The 17,981-nt window shown below is 31.2% G+C and carries 21 protein-coding genes and 3 tRNA genes; 2 read left to right on the plus strand and 22 right to left on the minus strand.

Translation table 11 applies throughout. From position 1 onward, the window contains the following. Window position 1 precedes the first annotated feature (1 nt). The 4 genes from RSF37_RS09260 to RSF37_RS09275 form a co-directional block, all read right to left on the minus strand. A tRNA-Asp gene (locus RSF37_RS09260) sits at window positions 2–78 on the minus strand. A 22-nt stretch (window positions 79–100) separates the two neighbouring features. Further along, window positions 101–176, minus strand: a tRNA-Val gene (locus tag RSF37_RS09265). A gap of 6 nt (window positions 177–182) precedes the next feature. Next, window positions 183–268, minus strand: a tRNA-Tyr gene (locus tag RSF37_RS09270). 176 nt (window positions 269–444) lie between these two features. Further along, window positions 445–1,056: a hypothetical protein gene (locus tag RSF37_RS09275; protein ID WP_332564128.1), complete on the minus strand. Its 612-nt coding sequence runs from the start codon at window positions 1,054–1,056 to the stop codon at window positions 445–447. A 108-nt stretch (window positions 1,057–1,164) separates the two neighbouring features. Between RSF37_RS09275 and yyaC the strand changes: the two genes are divergently transcribed. Next, window positions 1,165–1,713: a spore protease YyaC gene (yyaC, locus tag RSF37_RS09280; RefSeq protein WP_332564129.1), complete on the plus strand. Its 549-nt coding sequence runs from the start codon at window positions 1,165–1,167 to the stop codon at window positions 1,711–1,713. Window positions 1,714–1,747: 34 nt separating this feature from the next. On the opposite strand, the gene mreB is transcribed toward yyaC, so the two are convergent. The 16 genes from mreB to RSF37_RS09360 form a co-directional block, all read right to left on the minus strand. Beyond that, window positions 1,748–2,782 (minus strand): rod shape-determining protein MreB, encoded by a 1,035-nt coding sequence (gene mreB / locus RSF37_RS09285; protein ID WP_332564130.1) that lies wholly within the window; start codon window positions 2,780–2,782, stop codon window positions 1,748–1,750. A gap of 129 nt (window positions 2,783–2,911) precedes the next feature. Then, window positions 2,912–3,163 carry a sporulation transcriptional regulator SpoIIID gene (gene spoIIID, locus RSF37_RS09290; RefSeq protein ID WP_332564131.1) on the minus strand — a complete coding sequence of 84 codons (252 nt, stop codon included), beginning with the start codon at window positions 3,161–3,163 and terminating at the stop codon, window positions 2,912–2,914. Between the two features lie 91 nt (window positions 3,164–3,254). Further along, a complete protein-coding gene (locus RSF37_RS09295; protein WP_332564132.1) occupies window positions 3,255–4,016 on the minus strand; it encodes a M23 family metallopeptidase in 762 nt (253 codons plus the stop codon). Between the two features lie 137 nt (window positions 4,017–4,153). After that, complete coding sequence (gene spoIID / locus RSF37_RS09300) at window positions 4,154–5,179, minus strand: stage II sporulation protein D (protein ID WP_332564133.1); 1,026 nt, start codon at window positions 5,177–5,179, stop codon at window positions 4,154–4,156. Between the two features lie 119 nt (window positions 5,180–5,298). Beyond that, window positions 5,299–6,558 (minus strand): UDP-N-acetylglucosamine 1-carboxyvinyltransferase, encoded by a 1,260-nt coding sequence (murA, locus tag RSF37_RS09305; protein ID WP_332564134.1) that lies wholly within the window; start codon window positions 6,556–6,558, stop codon window positions 5,299–5,301. A 21-nt stretch (window positions 6,559–6,579) separates the two neighbouring features. Beyond that, window positions 6,580–7,197 (minus strand): hypothetical protein, encoded by a 618-nt coding sequence (locus tag RSF37_RS09310; protein ID WP_332564135.1) that lies wholly within the window; start codon window positions 7,195–7,197, stop codon window positions 6,580–6,582. Window positions 7,198–7,387: 190 nt separating this feature from the next. Beyond that, a complete protein-coding gene (locus RSF37_RS09315) occupies window positions 7,388–7,786 on the minus strand; it encodes an ATP synthase delta/epsilon chain alpha-helix domain-containing protein (RefSeq protein WP_332564136.1) in 399 nt (132 codons plus the stop codon). A gap of 14 nt (window positions 7,787–7,800) precedes the next feature. Then, on the minus strand, window positions 7,801–9,198 hold the full coding sequence (atpD, locus tag RSF37_RS09320; protein WP_332564137.1) for a F0F1 ATP synthase subunit beta: 1,398 nt from the start codon (window positions 9,196–9,198) through the stop codon (window positions 7,801–7,803). Between the two features lie 16 nt (window positions 9,199–9,214). Continuing rightward, on the minus strand, window positions 9,215–10,069 hold the full coding sequence (atpG, locus tag RSF37_RS09325; protein WP_332564138.1) for an ATP synthase F1 subunit gamma: 855 nt from the start codon (window positions 10,067–10,069) through the stop codon (window positions 9,215–9,217). 37 nt (window positions 10,070–10,106) lie between these two features. Continuing rightward, window positions 10,107–11,621 carry a F0F1 ATP synthase subunit alpha gene (atpA, locus tag RSF37_RS09330; RefSeq protein ID WP_332564139.1) on the minus strand — a complete coding sequence of 505 codons (1,515 nt, stop codon included), beginning with the start codon at window positions 11,619–11,621 and terminating at the stop codon, window positions 10,107–10,109. A gap of 10 nt (window positions 11,622–11,631) precedes the next feature. Continuing rightward, on the minus strand, window positions 11,632–12,171 hold the full coding sequence (locus RSF37_RS09335) for a F0F1 ATP synthase subunit delta (protein ID WP_332564140.1): 540 nt from the start codon (window positions 12,169–12,171) through the stop codon (window positions 11,632–11,634). A gap of 2 nt (window positions 12,172–12,173) precedes the next feature. Beyond that, the gene (locus RSF37_RS09340) at window positions 12,174–12,665 is read right to left on the minus strand and encodes a F0F1 ATP synthase subunit B (RefSeq protein WP_332564141.1); all 492 of its coding nucleotides are present in this window, start codon (window positions 12,663–12,665) and stop codon (window positions 12,174–12,176) included. Between the two features lie 61 nt (window positions 12,666–12,726). Next, complete coding sequence (gene atpE, locus RSF37_RS09345; protein ID WP_332564142.1) at window positions 12,727–12,972, minus strand: ATP synthase F0 subunit C; 246 nt, start codon at window positions 12,970–12,972, stop codon at window positions 12,727–12,729. A gap of 65 nt (window positions 12,973–13,037) precedes the next feature. Beyond that, entirely contained in the window at window positions 13,038–13,688 is a 651-nt protein-coding gene (locus RSF37_RS09350) for a F0F1 ATP synthase subunit A (RefSeq protein WP_332564143.1), read from the minus strand. Between the two features lie 4 nt (window positions 13,689–13,692). Beyond that, window positions 13,693–14,055 (minus strand): ATP synthase subunit I, encoded by a 363-nt coding sequence (locus RSF37_RS09355; protein ID WP_332564144.1) that lies wholly within the window; start codon window positions 14,053–14,055, stop codon window positions 13,693–13,695. 831 nt (window positions 14,056–14,886) lie between these two features. Beyond that, complete coding sequence (locus RSF37_RS09360) at window positions 14,887–16,071, minus strand: acetyl-CoA C-acetyltransferase (RefSeq protein WP_332564145.1); 1,185 nt, start codon at window positions 16,069–16,071, stop codon at window positions 14,887–14,889. 214 nt (window positions 16,072–16,285) lie between these two features. Here RSF37_RS09360 and RSF37_RS09365 point away from each other — a divergent pair, with 214 nt between their 5' ends. Continuing rightward, on the plus strand, window positions 16,286–16,780 hold the full coding sequence (locus RSF37_RS09365) for a deoxycytidylate deaminase (protein WP_332564146.1): 495 nt from the start codon (window positions 16,286–16,288) through the stop codon (window positions 16,778–16,780). Between the two features lie 58 nt (window positions 16,781–16,838). Here RSF37_RS09365 and upp read toward each other — a convergent pair whose 3' ends face one another. Continuing rightward, window positions 16,839–17,468, minus strand: a complete 630-nt coding sequence (upp, locus tag RSF37_RS09370; protein ID WP_332564147.1) for a uracil phosphoribosyltransferase — start codon at window positions 17,466–17,468, stop codon at window positions 16,839–16,841. A 16-nt stretch (window positions 17,469–17,484) separates the two neighbouring features. After that, the gene (gene rpiB, locus RSF37_RS09375; protein WP_332564148.1) at window positions 17,485–17,934 is read right to left on the minus strand and encodes a ribose 5-phosphate isomerase B; all 450 of its coding nucleotides are present in this window, start codon (window positions 17,932–17,934) and stop codon (window positions 17,485–17,487) included. Window positions 17,935–17,981 lie beyond the last annotated feature (47 nt).

Consider the following 17,981-nt stretch of genomic DNA (forward strand, 5'->3'; position numbering starts at 1 on the left):
TTGGCGACTCAGAAGGGGTTCGAACCCTCGACCTCCGGCGTGACAGGCCGGCACTCTAACCAGCTGAGCTACTGAGCCATATATAATTTAAATTTTATTTTGGTGGGCACAACAGGGTTCGAACCTGTGACCCCCTGCTTGTAAGGCAGGTGCTCTCCCAGCTGAGCTATGCGCCCATAAAATGGTGGTGGAAGAAGGATTCGAACCTTCGAAGTCGACTGACAACAGATTTACAGTCTGCCCCCTTTGGCCACTCGGGAACTCCACCTAATATTTATTTAAATTCTTGCCTGTAGACCGTTTCGGTCAACCGACAATAGTTAGTATATAGGGTAGACGTATATATTTCAAATGACAAATCAGCCCATTTATAGAGATTATATTTATTATTCTATGTTTTTCTCCTAAATACTTCTTTTTTTAGCAATAACCATTTTTGTTAAACTAAACTATACTCTCAAGAAAATCAATATTAATATAAGGCGATAAAATAGCTTTCACGTCCTTGTAATCTTCTGTTGTAAGCCTGCGCTTAATAACCTTTAAAGCTTCTACACTTCCTTCTTTTTCACCTTTGTTAATTAAACTTTCTTTTATTCTTTCAACATCAACAGCTGACATTTTATTAGCTACTGATAATAATTTAGTTTTCTCCTTAAAAGTTAATCTATCTATTATCTCTTCTTTTTTTACGTTAAATATAGTTACATTGTTTGAAACAACTTCTTTTTGCTCATCTTTATTTTCTTCCTCTGTTTCTGTTTCAACCTTTGGCTTTTCTTCAGCCTTACTATTATGTTCTTTATTATCTATATTATTTTCTTTAACTTCACTTTTACTTTCATTGCTCTTTTTATTTAAATCTGTTTTATTATCCGTATTATTATTACTATTATTTTCAACCTTATTTTCTTCTTTTTTATTTTTCTCTTCATTTAATACTATGCTTTTTTCTGATGTATTCGAATTATAGCTCTCAGGCTCCCAAAATACAATAAAGTAGAATGCAGTTGACATTGTTATAGCTAGAAAACTAGTTATAAATAATTTTTTCATTTAATTACACCTCCTATATAAGAATAATCTCCACCATTTAAGATTTTTATTCAACTAATTCTATTTATTCTTATATGGACATATATATATATTACTGGAGGTGCTTATATGGAAATCAAAATTCATCATACATCCCCGCTGGCTTATTACAGCATATCTCAAGCTATTAAAGATTGCTTTTCTAAAGAAACTATAATAATTTGTATTGGTACTGATAAATGTATTGGCGATTGTTTAGGTCCATTAGTTGGAAGTATATTAATCGACAGCTCTTTCCCACTACCTGTATACGGTTCAATTGACGCACCTATTCATGCATTGAATATAGATAAAAAATTATCTGAAATAACAAAGGCTCACCCAAGTGCATACATAATAGGCATAGATGCCTGCCTTGGTCAAGAATCATCTATAGGCGAAATTCATATTAGAAATTTTGCAATTCGTCCTGGAAAAGGTGTAGGAAAATCACTTCCAGATGTAGGTAGTAAATCGATTGTTGGTATAATAGATTCAAATGAAAATGCTGATTTATTTTATACTCGCTCTATAAGACTTTCATTAGTTTTAGCTATGGCTAAAGTTATATCCAAAGGTATAATACATGGTTATTATGAATGTTCTAACCCTATGGGGCCTTCTATAAAATCAAATTAAACCCAGAGTACTACCTATACTCTGGGTTTAATTATTATTCAACTAATATTATTTCTCTACTATTAATATCTTTATCTAACTTATCAATATATCCTAAAACAGAGCCTGTACCTTCTGCAACTGCTTCAACTGAGTTTTCTGCTACATTAACTCTTACACCTGTTTCAAATTCTATTAATTTATCTAATCCAGTAAGTAATGCTCCTCCTCCAGTCATCAGAATTCCTTTTTCTATAATGTCTGATGATAACTCTGGTGGTGTTTTCTCAAGTACAATCTTTACAGCTTCAACTATTAGGTTAACTGTCTCTTTAAGAGCTTCTCTTATTTCCTCAGCGCTTATAACAATTTCATCCGGCAATCCAGTAACTAAATTTCTTCCTTTAATGCGGCTTATTTTATTTTCACCATCATCAAATGCTGAACCTATATCTACTTTTATTTGCTCTGCTGTTTTCTCACCAATCATTATTTTATGTTTTAATCTTACATGCCTAATTATAGCCTCATCGAATTTATCTCCGGCAACTTTAATTGACTTTCTAGCAACTATACCACCTAGTGAAATTATTGCAATATCACATGTACCGCCACCAATATCAACAATCATACTTCCGTCAGGTTTTGTTATATCAAGTCCTGCTCCGATTGCTGCTGCTAATGGTTCTTCGATAAGATGTACAGTTTTTGCTCCTGAACTTCTAGCTGCATCTGTTACAGCCCTTTTTTCAACTTCAGTTGCTTGTGATGGTACACATATCATTATCTTTTTTGCTTTCATTCTTTTTTTATCAATTGCTTTACTTATAAATGCTTTAAGCATTTTTTCTGTTACGTTGTAATCTGATATTACTCCGTCTCTTAGCGGTCTTACTGCAATTATATGACCTGGTGTTCTACCTATCATTTTCCTTGCTTCTTCCCCTACAGCTAATACCTTTCCAGTGTTTGTATTAATTGCAACAACTGAAGGCTCCTTTAATACAATTCCCTTACCTTTAACGTATACAAGTACTGTAGCTGTTCCTAAATCTACCCCTAAATCAGATCCTGATTTCCAAAACCACATTCCAATTCCACTCCTAATTTAAAATATTCATCTTGAAATTTTTACAAATTTTTATATAACTATATGTTAAATTATATATGGATTATGGATTTTATTCAACTTTTTTCTAAATTTGCTAAAGTTTATGGATTATTCTGCTGATTTATATTTCATTTTTGTTGCTTTTCCGCCTCTTATATGACGTTCTGCTTTATTAAGTTCTAATATATTATGAGTTTGTTCAGCTATAACAGGGTTTATCTTTGGAAGTCTTTCTGTCATATCTTTATGAATCGTACTTTTGCTAACACCAAAAACTTTTGCAGTTTTTCTTATTGTAGCCTTTGAATCAATAATATATTGTGCTACTTCTAAAACTCTCTCTTCAATGTAGTCTTTCAAAATGCTACCTCCTTAATCAATAATATTTATTTATAATCACGATTTTTTATTTTTAGTTAACCAGCTAAAATAGCTGGTTAACTAACATACTTTATTTCTTATAATTGAAATACTTTACTGGATCTACTTCTGTGTTATCTTTTGAGTAAACTTTTATGTGTAAAAAATCATCTTTTACACACATTTTTAATGTGCTTGATGTATTTCCTGTCTTTCCTATTTCTTGTCCTTTAGTAACCTTGTCACCTTTTTTAACTTTTGTTTCATTAGCAAGGTTTGAGTAAGATGTTTTTATTCCATTTGAATGTTTAATAACAACTGTAACTCCATAAGTAACATCATTTTCAATAACATCATCTACAATTCCAACCTCTGCTGATTTTACTGATGTACCTATTGGACATCCTATTGATATACCACCGTATCCAAAACTTGAATCTCCCTTTTCACCATCTTTAACTTGCTTTCCATCTTTAAATACATAAGGTTCCTTATGTCCCTTTAGAAGTTTACCTTCTGCTGGTTTTGAAAAATTCATCTTGTTATCACTTGCAACAGGCTTAGTTGTAGTTTGATCTTTCTTGTTTTCAACTCTTTCTGAATTTTCCATAACATTCTCAACATTCTTATCTGTTTTATCCTCAACATTTAAAGTAATTTCCTTATCACCAGAAGTTTTAGCTTCATTACTTTGCTTACTTCCACTATTTTTAATTGCCATAGCCCCTACAACAGTGAATATGCATAAGCCTGCGAATAATGCTACATAAAACCCTTCCTTCTTTAAAAAGTTCTTTGTGCTAGTCATCATTTGTTTAGATTTTTGTTTAAATCCGTTTGTTTTTTTGTTCATAATTAACACCTCCTTTAGTTATTTTGTCCCTTTTATGAAAAATAATACATTTTTTAAAAATTTTTCTTATTATTCATCAAAAAAGGTGATATTTGATTATTTACCAAATATCACCTTTTTAAACTATATTTTTTTATTTATTTATAAATTATTTTTTTAACTTCTACACCACTATAATAATGCTTAAGTATATCATCACACTTCTTGCCTTCTTTTGCCATAACATTAGCTCCCCACTGGCTCATTCCAACACCATGACCATTTCCCTTACATATAATTTTCACTTTATCTTTTGAATATTCTATATTAAAATTTGCAGATCTTAAATCAAATAACTTTCTAAAATCAGTTCCTTTTATAGTTTCTTCTCCAATTTTAATTTCCTTAACCGCTCCGCCTTCAGTTCTTGATTTTATACTAATTTTTGATTTTATGTTTGATTCTTTTAAATCAGCTTTTTTATAAGATGCATTTATAGTATTAACAAAGTCTTTATTTTTAAATTCTTTTTCTGTTTCAAATACATTAGATATTTCTTCTCCAGGACTTTCAGTTGATTTTAAATAAGGCACAGAATTTGAAAAAACATCCTCAGAATTTTCTGTTTTTCCTGAACTTGTTGAAAAAAATTGTGGATATTTTATAATTTCTCCATTATAACAAATTGCTATTTGCTTAGTTTCCTCAACTGCCTTCTTTATTTTATTGTAATTATCATTTTTTTCATCCTTTGACCACTTTGACATTCTCTCATCTTTATTCATGTATGCCTGACAATGTACACTATCGCATATTTCAGCATCTTTTGATAAATCACAATTTTTCTCTCTTTTACTATAATAAAAAGTTCTTGCTGCAACAGCTTGTGCTTTTAAAGCCTCTTCTTCAAAATTTGCTGGCATTTCACTAGATACAACTCCTATTATATATTCTTCTACATTCATCTCTTCAACTTTTTTAGTAGCTGTCCTATATACTTTAACCTTGTCCCTACCTTTTACAATTACATCTTTATTGTTTCCTTCTTCTATAGTGCTTGGGGCTATAAAATCATTTATAGAAGCTCCCATAAGCATAAATGGTACTATTATCATGAATATAAGTATAACACCTGTAGTAAGGCCTATTCTCTTTATGTTCTCTCTTATTTCACGCTCTTTCAAAAAAACACCCCCAAACTTACATACAATTATTTATATGTTTAAACTATCTAAATATACTTACCGTTAAAATTTTATGTAAAGAAAATTTTTCTACAAAAAATAGAAGGTATAAATACCTTCTATTCACTAATTCTATATATATCTGCACCTAAGCTTCTAAATTTTTCTTCTATATTTAAATATCCTCTATCTATATGATAGATATCTCCAATTTCTGTTTCACCTTCAGCTACAAGTCCTGCTAATATCATTGCAGCTCCTGCTCTTAAGTCAGTTGCTTTAACATCACATCCTGTTAGCTTAGATGTTCCTTCAACCATAGCTGTCCTTCCATCTATCTTAATTTTAGCACCCATCCTTACAAGCTCTGCTACATGCATAAATCTATTTTCGAATACAGTTTCAGTTATTACACTAGCACCAGGTATCATAGATAGCAATGCCATCATTTGAGGTTGCATATCTGTTGGGAATCCTGGATAAGGCAATGTTTTTATATCAACTGGTCTTTTATCAAATCTACCATCTACTATTATTCCATTTTCCTCTTCTGTTAAAACAATTCCACATTCTTTTAATTTCTCTATTAATGGCCTTAAATGATCTTCATTTACTTCATTTATTTTTATCATGCTGTTTGTTATAGCTGCTGCAACCATAAAAGTACCAGCTTCTATTCTATCATAAATAGGTTTATATCTAATACCAGTTAAATGGTCAACACCTTCTATTGTGATTTTACCAAGTCCTGCACCTTGAATATTAGCTCCCATTTTATTTAAAAAGTTTGCTAAATCCCAAATTTCAGGTTCTTCTGCAGCATTTTCTATTATTGTTGTACCGCTAGCTAAAACGGCTGCCATCATTATATTCTCCGTTGCTCCAACTGAAGGGAAATCTAAGTATATTCTATTCCCTATTAGTTTTTTTGCTTTTGCTTCTACAAATCCATGTCCTTGTATTATTTCTGCACCTAATGCTTTAAGCCCTTTTAAATGCAAATCTATAGGTCTACTTCCTATATTACATCCTCCAGGCATTGATAGCTTACAATAACCAAATCTTGCAAGCATTGGTCCAATAATTAAAAATGATGCTCTCATTTTTCTAACAAGTTCACTTGTTGCGTCAAAACATTCCACATTTTTAGTATTTATTTTAAGCTCACTGCTTATTTTTGAATAATTAATATCAACCTTTAACTCCTCAAGCAAATTTAAAATTACTTGAACATCTTCTAACATAGGAGTATTTTCTATTATTATCTCATTTGGAGATAGTATTGTTGCCGCTATTATTGGTAATACCGAATTTTTTGCTGAACTTACAGTTACTTCTCCTTGCAGTTTCTTAACCCCTTTTACTACTATTTTTTCCATATTTTCCTCCATAATAAATTGTTAGTATGTTGTAAATATTATAGGAGTTCCAATAATAACATATACACCAGTATCATACTCCATAACCCCATAACTAATTTTACTTTTATCTTTCAATTTTGTATTTCCAACATATCCATTGTGTACTTTAGTAAATCCATCCTTAATTTCAATTTCATCTAAACTATGGACAGAATTTATTCTTCCCTTATAGTACTCAAAATATCTTATTGAATTCGTATTTTGGGTTTGCAATTTCTGCAAATTCTCTTTCATATAAACAGTATCAAAATTTTTATTATCATTTAAAGCTACTGCTTCGACAAATACCACTCCATCTTCACACCATAGATTTATTTCTATTTTAGTATCTCCAACTATGTAAAAATGGTTTTTATCTTCTGTCTCTTCGATTATATTATCCTTATTATAAAGTTTTTTTATTCTGTTTATTTCTTCATCTAAACTACTTTTTATATTATATTGAGCTTTTACACCATTTTCTCTAAACTCAGTTAATTTTATTATTTCACTTTCAATGCCTCTATAGCTATTATGATTAATTGAACCTACATCTACTACTGACGACAAATTAAGAGTGAAAGCAATAAAGTATAATACTACACTTTTAAACCCCATATTAACCACCTTGCCTTTCTCCTAAATTATTGTCCACTTTAATTAAATTTATACATATTACTTCTATACTTATAATATATAAATTTAATATTTTTTTGTGATAGATTGTCATAAATTCGCTTTAATGCACATAAAAAAATCCCATTAAGTATTAAAACTTAATGGGATTCTTACGTGGGTTATACGTAATCTATTTGTTTTTTAATTGTAATCTTGTTAATGCTCTAGCTAAAGCTGCTTCTGCTCTTTTAGAATCATAATTTTCATCTTTTAAGCGCTTTTCAGCTCTTTCTTTAGCAGCAGCTGCTCTTTCAATATCAATTTCATCTTGAAGTTCTGAAGAGTTACAACAAAAGTTTAATTTGTTTTCTTTAAAACCAATTATTCCTTTAGAAGTAAAGAATTTAACCTTTTCTCCATTAGCTTTAACTACTTCACTAACACATGGAACTGTATTTATAACTATCGCAGCGTGGTTTGCAAGTATTTCGATCTTTCCATCTTCAGTTTGTGTGATGATACTTATCGCATCTTCATCTATTTTAACGCTATCAGCTGTCATGATCTTTAATTTAAAGGTATTTGCCATATTGCATCATCCCCTTATGCTAAAGTTTTAGCTTTTTCTAAAGCGTCTTCTATAGTTCCTACAAACAAGAAAGCTGATTCTGGTACATCATCATGTTTACCTTCTATTATTTCACTGAAACCTTTTATAGTTTCTTCTATAGTAACATATCTACCCTTCATTCCTGTAAATTGCTCTGCAACAGTGAATGGTTGTGATAAGAAGTTTTGTACCTTTCTTGCTCTACCAACTGTTAATTTATCCTCATCAGATAATTCATCAACACCTAGTATTGATATAATATCTTGAAGTTCTTTATATCTTTCTAATATGAACTTAACTTTTGATGCAACCTTATAATGCTCTTCTCCAACTATTCTTGGATCAAGTATTCTTGAAGTTGAATCTAATGGGTCAACAGCAGGATATATTCCACGCTCAGATACTGCTCTTGATAGAACTGTTGTTGCATCTAAGTGAGAGAATGTTGTCGCTGGTGCTGGGTCAGTTAAGTCATCTGCTGGAACATATACAGCTTGAACAGATGTAATTGATCCGTGTGTTGTTGATGTGATTCTTTCTTGAAGAGCACCCATTTCAGTTGCTAGTGTTGGTTGGTAACCAACAGCTGAAGGTATTCTTCCTAAAAGAGCTGAAACTTCTGATCCAGCTTGAGAGAATCTAAATATGTTATCTATAAATAATAAAACATCTTGACCTTGATCTCTGAAATATTCTGCCATTGTAAGTCCAGTAAGTGCAACTCTCATTCTAGCACCAGGTGGCTCATTCATTTGACCGAATACTAAGGCAGTCTTATTAATAACTCCTGATTCTTTCATTTCATAGTAAAGATCATTACCTTCTCTTGATCTTTCACCAACACCTGTGAATACTGATAATCCACCATGTTCTTTTGCTATGTTGTTTATAAGTTCTTGGATAAGTACTGTCTTACCAACTCCAGCACCCCCAAATAGACCTATCTTACCACCCTTTTGATAAGGAGCGATAAGGTCAACAACCTTTATTCCAGTTTCAAACATTTCAGGTTCAACTGATTGTTCTGCAAAAGTTGGAGCAGCTCTATGTATTGGATAGAATTCCTTGCTATCAACTTCTCCAGCTATTTCTTTATCAACTGGTTTTCCTAAAACGTTAAATAATCTTCCTAGAACGCATTCTCCTACAGGTACTGATATTGGATGTCCTGTATCAACTGCATCTATTCCTCTTCTTAATCCTTCTGTCGCTTCCATAGCTATTGTTCTTACTATATCATCACCAACATGTTGTTCTACTTCAGTTATTAGTACTTCATCACCCATGTCTATTTCAATAGCATTATAAATATTTGGAAGTGACTCAGTATCAAACTTTATATCAACTACTGGTCCAACAACTTGAACTACTTTTCCTATATTGTTAGGCATTACTGATACCTCCTCGCTATTTTTGAGCTGCTGCTCCACCTACTATTTCTGCAATTTCTTGAGTAATAGCACTTTGTCTAATTCTGTTATATTTAGTCTTTAAAGCATCTAATAAATCATCTGCATTTTTTGTAGCACCGTTCATTGCAGACATTCTTGAAGATTCTTCACTAGTTTTAGCATTTAAAATGCAATTTACTAATTTTGATTGTAGATAAAAATCAAAAGTTGCCTCTACTGCGGACTCTCCTTCTGGCTCTATAATAAATCCACTCTCTTCTTTTACATCATCAAATTCTAATGGTAACATCCTGTCTATCTTTACAACTTGAGATACTGGAGAACTGAAGTAAGTATAAACAACGTTTATTTCCCCAACTTCATTTGAATTATATAATCTTAATGCGTGATTATATATTGTCATTACTTCTCTAACGTCAGCTGTTTCTTTTATATCAACATATTCAGCTACTGTATTAAATCCATATCTCTTCATATATGATGAGCATTTCTTACCTACACACATAACTAAACTATCTGATTTATCTAAACCAACGTGATTTTTTAATGATAATGCAACACTAACATTATATCCTCCACATAATCCAGAATCTGATGCTATAACTATATATAATTTCTTCTTTGAGTGACCACCTTTGAAGTATATTCCATCTTTGATGACATCCATTGATGAATATGCATCTTTAGCAATACCTTCTGTAGCTTCAAAGAACTTATTATTTTCATTCAGCTCCATTCTGACTCTTCTTAACTTAGAAGTGGCAACAAGTCCCATGGCTTTAGTAATTTTTTTAGTGTTTTGTACTGACTTAATTCTTCTTTTTATCTCTATAAGTCCAGCTCCTGCCATACCTCCACCTCCTAAAAGATTGCATAGCTTTTAAAAGCTATGCTTGATTTAAGAATATTTTCTTGAACTCTATAATAGCAGTTTCAAGTGATGATTTTATTTCATCATCTAAAACTTTCTTTTCAATAATTTTTCTTCCAACTTCTCTATATTGAGTATCCATGTATTCTAAGAATTCTTTTTCGAACTTTCTTATATCTTCAACCTTAATATCTGATAAATAATCATTAATAGCAACATATAATATTGTAACTTGATCCTCTACTGCCATTGGTGAGTATTGATCTTGCTTTAAGATTTCAATTAATCTCTTACCTTTTTCAAGTCTTCTAGCTGTATCTTGATCTAGGTCTGATCCGAATTGAGCGAATGAAGCTAGTTCTCTATATTGGGCAAGCTCTAATCTTAATGTACCTGAAACTTGTTTCATAGCTTTAATTTGAGCGTTACCCCCAACTCTTGATACTGATATACCTGGGTTAACCGCTGGTCTTTGTCCTGAGTAGAATAATTCTGCTTCTAAGAATATTTGACCATCTGTTATAGATATAACGTTTGTTGGAATGTATGCAGTTACGTCTCCTGCTAGTGTTTCTATAATTGGAAGTGCTGTTAAAGAACCTCCTCCATTTTTCTCTGAAAGCTTCGCAGCTCTTTCAAGAAGTCTTGAATGGATATAGAAAACATCTCCAGGATAAGCTTCTCTGCCTGGTGGTCTCTTAAGTAGTAATGACATTGTTCTGTAAGCAACCGCGTGCTTAGATAAGTCATCATATATAACTAATACATCTTTTCCTTGATGCATGAAATGTTCACCGATTGAACATCCTACATAAGGTGCTAAATATTGAAGTGGTGCTGATTCTGATGCTGTAGCAGCAACAACTATTGTATAGTCCATTGCACCGAATTCTGTTAATGTATTAACTATATGCGCTACTGTTGATTGTTTTTGACCGATTGCAACATATATACAAATTACATCTTTGTCTTTTTGATTGATTATTGTATCTATTGTAATGGCTGTTTTACCTATTTGTCTGTCACCAATGATAAGTTCTCTTTGTCCCTTACCTATTGGAATCATTGAGTCAATCGCTTTAATTCCTGTTTGTAATGGTTCATTAACTGAGCTTCTATCTAGGATACTAGGCGCTTGAACTTCTATTGGTCTATACGCTTCTGGTTTTATTGGTCCTTTTCCATCAATAGGATTTCCAAGTCCGTTAACAACTCTTCCTATTAATTCATTTCCAACTCCAACTTCAACGATTTTTCCAGTTCTCTTAACTATATCGCCTTCCTTGATTCCTTCTTCTGAACCAAGTAAAACACATCCTACATTATCTTGCTCAAGGTTTAATGCCATACCATAAACATCGTTTGGGAATTGTAGTAATTCACCTTCCATACAATCATCTAAACCATATACTCTAGCAATACCATCACCTATTTGTATGATTGTACCTGAATCGACAGTTTTGATTTGTTTATCATATTTTTCAATTTCACTCTTGATTATAGAAGTAATTTCTTCTGGTTTGATATTCATGGTTTCACCTCTATTCCCTCTTAAGCATTAAGGCTTTCATTTCGTCTAGCTTTGATTTTATTGATCCATCAATAACATCATTGCCAACTCTTACATAAAGTCCACCTATTATACTCTTATCTATTTCATGCTCTATAATTACAGTTTTATTATACATCTTCTCTAACTTATTCTTAAGCTCTGTACTTTGTTCATCTGTCATATCAATAACACTCTTTACATGTGCAATTACAACATTATTTCTTTCTAAATGAATTTGTTCGAACTGATTAAGTTTTTCTCTTAAGTATAAAATTCTTCTCTTCTCTATAAGTATTAATAAGAATGATAATAATTCTTCATCAATCTTACCTTTAAATACATCTATAAAGATTTTTTTCTTTTGTTTTGTGCTTATTTGTGGGTATTCAATAACAGCTTTAAGTTCTTCGTTATTGTCGATAATATCACAAATTTCTCTTAAGTCTTGAAGATACTCATCTACTTTGTTTTTTTCTTCAGCTACTTTGTATAAAGCCAGGGCATACCTACGATCTAAATATTCGTACATAATTACATACCTACCTTGCTTATATACTCATCGATAAGTTCCTTATGCTTCTTCATATCTATTGATTCTCCAAGAGCCTTTTCTGAAATAATCATTGCAAGATCAACAACTTGAGTCTTTATATCATCCTCAGCTTTGTTTCTTTCTCTGTCTATTTCGACCTTAGATTTTTCAACGATAATACTTGCTTCTTTTCTAGCATCTTCAACTATCTCTTTATAAATACCATCAGCCTTTACTTTGTATTGACTAACGATAGTCTTACCTTCTTCTCTAGCTGATTTTATTTCTCTTTGATTTTGAAGCTTTAAGACTCTTGCTTTTTCTAAATCTTCGTCAGCTTTATTTATTGTATCTTCTATAAGATTTTTTCTATCTTTTAAAATGTTATTTACCTTATCGAAAGCAAAATGTTTAACAACCCAAAATAATATTAGTAAGTTAACTAATGTAACTATCATTTGTGGGATGTCTATATTCATATTTATTTCCAAATTTAAAGCCTCCCTTCCAGGCTTACTAAAACCCTACTTTTTTTCATAGTAATTTTTATAATTAGCTTATTCCAACAAATAATAAAATGAATGAAATTAATAGTCCATATATTGCTGTTGTTTCTGCTAAGGCACAACCGATAAAGTATGTTGACATAAGTTTACTACTTGCTTCTGGTTGTCTTGCTATACTCTTTAATAGGCTTGATGTAGCGTTACCTATACCAACTCCTGCTCCTAATGCTGCGATAACCGCAAGTCCTGCTCCTACTGCACGCATTCCTACTATAAATTCTGCTCCAGTCATAAATAATTCCTCCTTAAACTCTTGTAAGTTTTTTCTGTTTTTTCTCTCTGACTAATTTTTTTTGATTACTCTTCTGCTGTCATCTTAATATAAATCATTGTTAAGATTGTAAAGATGAATGTTTGAAGTAATCCATCGAATAAATCGAAGTATGCCATAAATGGCACTGGGATAGCAAATTGAGCAAACCATGTAAAATTACCTAATGCTTTTAGAAGTAATTCTATAATTACAGTTGCAACTGTTATATTACCGAAAAGTCTGAAACTTAATGTTACTGGTAACATTATTCTTTCTAGTATGTTAATTGGTAATAAAGCAGCACTTGGGCTTGCATAACCCTTTAAGTATCCGATTCCGCCATTCTTTATAATTGAATTTATTTGTACCATAAAGAATGTTGTTAAGGATAGTACTAATGCAACACTGTAGTTTGCAGTTGGTGGTGTGAATCCTAAAAGGTCTGTTACGTTCATAAAGAATAAGAATAATGCTAATGAACCTATATATGCTGAGAATCCTGTATACTGATCTCCCATAGTAGTTCTTACCCAATTACTTATACCTTCAACGAAGATTTCAATAATTGATTGACTCTTTTTCTTAGGTACAACAGATAGGTTTTTAGTTAATAATAATATTACTATAGTAATTAGAATTATTATTCCCCATTGTTGCAAAGCAATAGAACCAACATCCTTAATTAATGCTTCCACTCAATCACTTCCTTTCTTCATATTTAATTGCCATAAAGAGAGAAATGAAGTTAGACATGTATCCTACGATATAAGATATTACGTTATATTGGTTTTGCAATAATAACAATCCCACTAATGCGATTAATATTATTCTCATTACAAAACTAACCATAATCAATATACCTTTCAATCCATTTTCACTTCTAACAACTTTTTCAGTAACTGCTCCACTTATTAAAAAATTTAAAATGCTAACTACTGATCCTAATACGAAAGGTAAACAATAATTTACATTTATAAAATATGAAATTATAAGTCCAGCAGTAAGGATAACTCCACTACTTTTAAAAGTCTGTTTTAGTATTCCGTTTAAATCTCCAACCATAATTTACCCCCTTGGCAATTATCTTAATTATAGTTTATAAGTTTTCCTCTCCAAAACTTCAAATTTAAGCAAATATACTCAATTAAGTTTTTTATGTATAAATATTAACTACATACATTGTTTTACTGCTAGTAGCTTTGTTTTTATGCTATTCTTACATTTAACGAATTAATTTGAGATTATTTATTCACTTGCAAGAATATTCTGAATATTATCTTTTTCAAATTGTATTTTTAAATTTCTCTGTATTTATGGCCTTTTTTATTGAGTTTATCGCTTTTTCTTAAATTTAATATTTTTTTTATTTATATGTAATGCTTTCAAAATTATGTTATTTTACTAAGTTTGAATTTGTAAAAATTCATTTATTCAAAGCATTATCATATTGTTAATATTGTTTACTTTTTATTCATTTTTATGTTGTGCTTTTTTTAAAAATTCTTATCATTTTTTAAATTTCGTAGTAATTCTCATATTTTTTTAAATGTTTACATAACTTTTCTAATGAATGCATCATTAAAATAATTTTATGATGCATATAAATTGTATGGATTTTTATTGATTATTATACATTAAAAATATTACAAAACTTATTTGATTATCAAAATACTCGTCTTTTATTTTTATTTATTAAATAATTACTATGTTTCCATTTTATTATATCAAAGTTATATATTTATTTTATAATAACATTTTGTAAAATATAGAATTGTATTGATTTTATCTTTAGACTTTTTATAAACTTAATTCATAAATATTATAGCGATATCCTAAACTTTAATATAAAAAAAAGATATACTTCATACGAAGTATATCTTTTTATATTTAAAATTATAATTTTTCTACTATAAGAGCAGTTCCCATTCCGCCACCTATGCAAAGTGTTGCTAAACCAGTTTTAGCATCATCTCTCTTTTGCATTTCGTGTAATAATGTAACTAATATTCTTCCGCCTGAAGCACCAACTGGGTGTCCTAAAGCGATAGCTCCACCATTTACATTAACTTTGCTCATATCGAACTTTAAGTCTTTAGCTACAGCTAAACTTTGAGCTGCGAAAGCTTCATTTGCTTCTATAAGGTCTAAGTTGTCAACTGTTAATCCAGTTCCTTCTAAAGCCTTTTTAGTTGCATGGAATGGTCCGTATCCCATTATTGCAGGATCTAGTCCTCTTGATCCGTATGAAAGAATCTTAGCCATTGGCTTTAATCCTAAGCTTTCTGCTTTTTCAGCACTCATTACTACGAATGCAGCTGCTCCGTCGTTAATACCTGAAGCATTACCAGCAGTTACTGTACCATCTTTAGTGAAAGCTGGTCTTAATTTTGCTAGTCCTTCAATTGTTGAACCTAATCTTGGGAATTCATCAGTATCAAATATTACTGGTTCTCCCTTTCTTTGAGGAATAACTACAGGAACTATTTCGTCCTTGAATCTTCCTTCTTTTATAGCTTTTTCAGCTTTTAATTGTGATTGTAGAGCGAACTCATCTTGCTCTTCTCTTGTTAAGTTCCATTCTTTAGCTATGTTTTCAGCTGTTACTCCCATGTGGTAGTTGTTAAAAGCATCCCAAAGTGAATCGTTGATCATTGAATCAACCATCTTTCCGTCTCCCATTCTTTGACCCCATCTAGCAGTCTTTAAAAGATATGGAGCTTGTGACATACTTTCCATTCCACCAGCTACTATAATATCAGCATCTCCTGCTTTTATCATTTGAGCAGCTAAACTAACTGTTCTTAATCCTGAACCACAAACTTTATTTATTGTCATAGCTGGTACTTCGTTTGGAAGTCCTGCCTTTAATGTTGCTTGTCTTGCTACGTTTTGTCCAAGTCCTGCTTGAATAACGTTACCCATTACAACTTCTTCTACCATTTCTGGTTTGATTCCAGCTCTTTTAACAGCTTCTTGTATAACTGTTGCTCCTAAATCTACTGCTGGAACATTTTTTAATGATCCTCCAAATGAACCTAGTGCTGTTCTTACTGCACTTACAATTACTACTTCTCTCATTAAATAAAACCTCCCGAATTTATAGTTAACAAATGTTTAATCTTTGTTAAAGTCTTAACATACTTTTATTATAACCATTACTTCCATAATAATCAATAGTTTTTTGTTAAAAATTAAACAATTATTTTTTCTATATTATATTTCCCAAAAATATTGAATTTATATTATAATAATGTAATAAGTAAATTAAAATTTTTTTAAAGGAGTTTTCATTATGAAAAGAACTGATTTTATATCCTGGGATGAATACTTTATGGGACTCGCTCTATTATCAGCAAGAAGAAGTAAAGATCCAAGCACTCAAGTAGGTGCATGCATAGTAAGCCCTACAAACAGAGTACTTTCTGTTGGTTATAATGGATTTGCCTTTGGTTGTTCTGATGACAGCTATTCATGGGAAAGAGAAGGAGAATTTTTAGAAACTAAGTATCCTTATGTAGTTCATGCTGAATTAAATGCAATACTTAATAATAGAGGTGTATCCCTAGAAAACGCAAAACTTTACGTAGCCTTATTTCCTTGCAATGAATGTGCAAAAGCTATCATTCAATGTGGAATAAAGGAAGTTATATATTTAAGTAACAAGTATGCTGATACTGATATAATTAAAGCTTCAAAGAAAATGTTTGAATCAGCAGGTGTTACGCTTACTCAGCTTAAACCTTCAATTGAAAAAATTGAATTATCTTTTAATGTAGATGATGTTTAAAAAACTACATTAAAAAGCTCCCTAAATTTTAGGGAGCCTTTTTTAATATAAATTAAAATTATTTTGTTCCGAATAATCTGTCTCCAGCATCTCCAAGACCTGGTACTATATATCCATGATCGTTTAATTTTTCATCAATTTGTGCTACGAATATATCAACATCTGGGTGTGCTTCTTTTACTGCTTTAATTCCTTCTGGTGATGAAATTAAACACATAAGTTTTAAGTATTTAGCTCCTCTATTCTTAAGCATACTTAATGCATCTACAGCTGAACCACCAGTTGCAAGCATTGGATCTACAACGATTATCTCTCTCTCTGCTATATCTTGAGGTAATTTACAGAAATACTCAACTGGTTGAAGTGTTTCTTCATCTCTGTATAATCCGATGTGTCCAACCTTAGCTGCTGGTATAAGCTTTAATACGCCATCAACCATTCCAAGACCTGCTCTTAGTATTGGTACAATCGCTAGTTTCTTACCAGCTAACATTTTACATTGTGTTTTACATACAGGTGTTTCTATCTCAACATTTTCAGTTGGTAGATTTCTTGTAACTTCATATGCCATTAACATTGAAACTTCTGATACTAGTTCTCTAAAGTCCTTTGAACCTGTTTCCTTACTTCTTATGAAAGCTAATTTGTGTAATATTAATGGGTGATTGATTTCTGTAACTTTACTCATTTTATATTCCTCCAATTTACTTATTATATTTTTTTTCTATTTCTGAGATTTTATTTATTCTATTTTGGTGTCTTCCACCTTCAAACTCAGAATTTAAGAATGTCTTAACTATGTCAAGTGCAAGACCTGGTCCAACAACTCTTTCTCCAAATGCAAGAATGTTTGCATCATTGTGTTGTCTTGTAGCATGAGCACTAAATGTGTCACTACATAATGCAGCTCTTATTCCTGGAACTTTGTTTGCTGATATACTTATTCCTATACCAGTACCACAAACTAATATTCCAAAATCAAACTCTTTACTTGCAACTGCTTCAGCTACCTTTTCAGCATATTCTGGGTAATCACAAGATTCTTCAGTATAAGTACCAAAGTCCTTTGTTTCATATCCATTTTCCTTTAAATATGCAATTACTTCATTCTTTAGGTTGAATCCACCATGGTCTGAACCTAATGCTATTTTCATAACGCCACCTCCAATTGTCATCTTATAGTTAATTTTAATTTATAAAA

It is taken from the genome of Clostridium sp. (assembly GCF_036643715.1).
Classification (GTDB): Bacteria; Bacillota; Clostridia; order Clostridiales; family Clostridiaceae; genus Clostridium.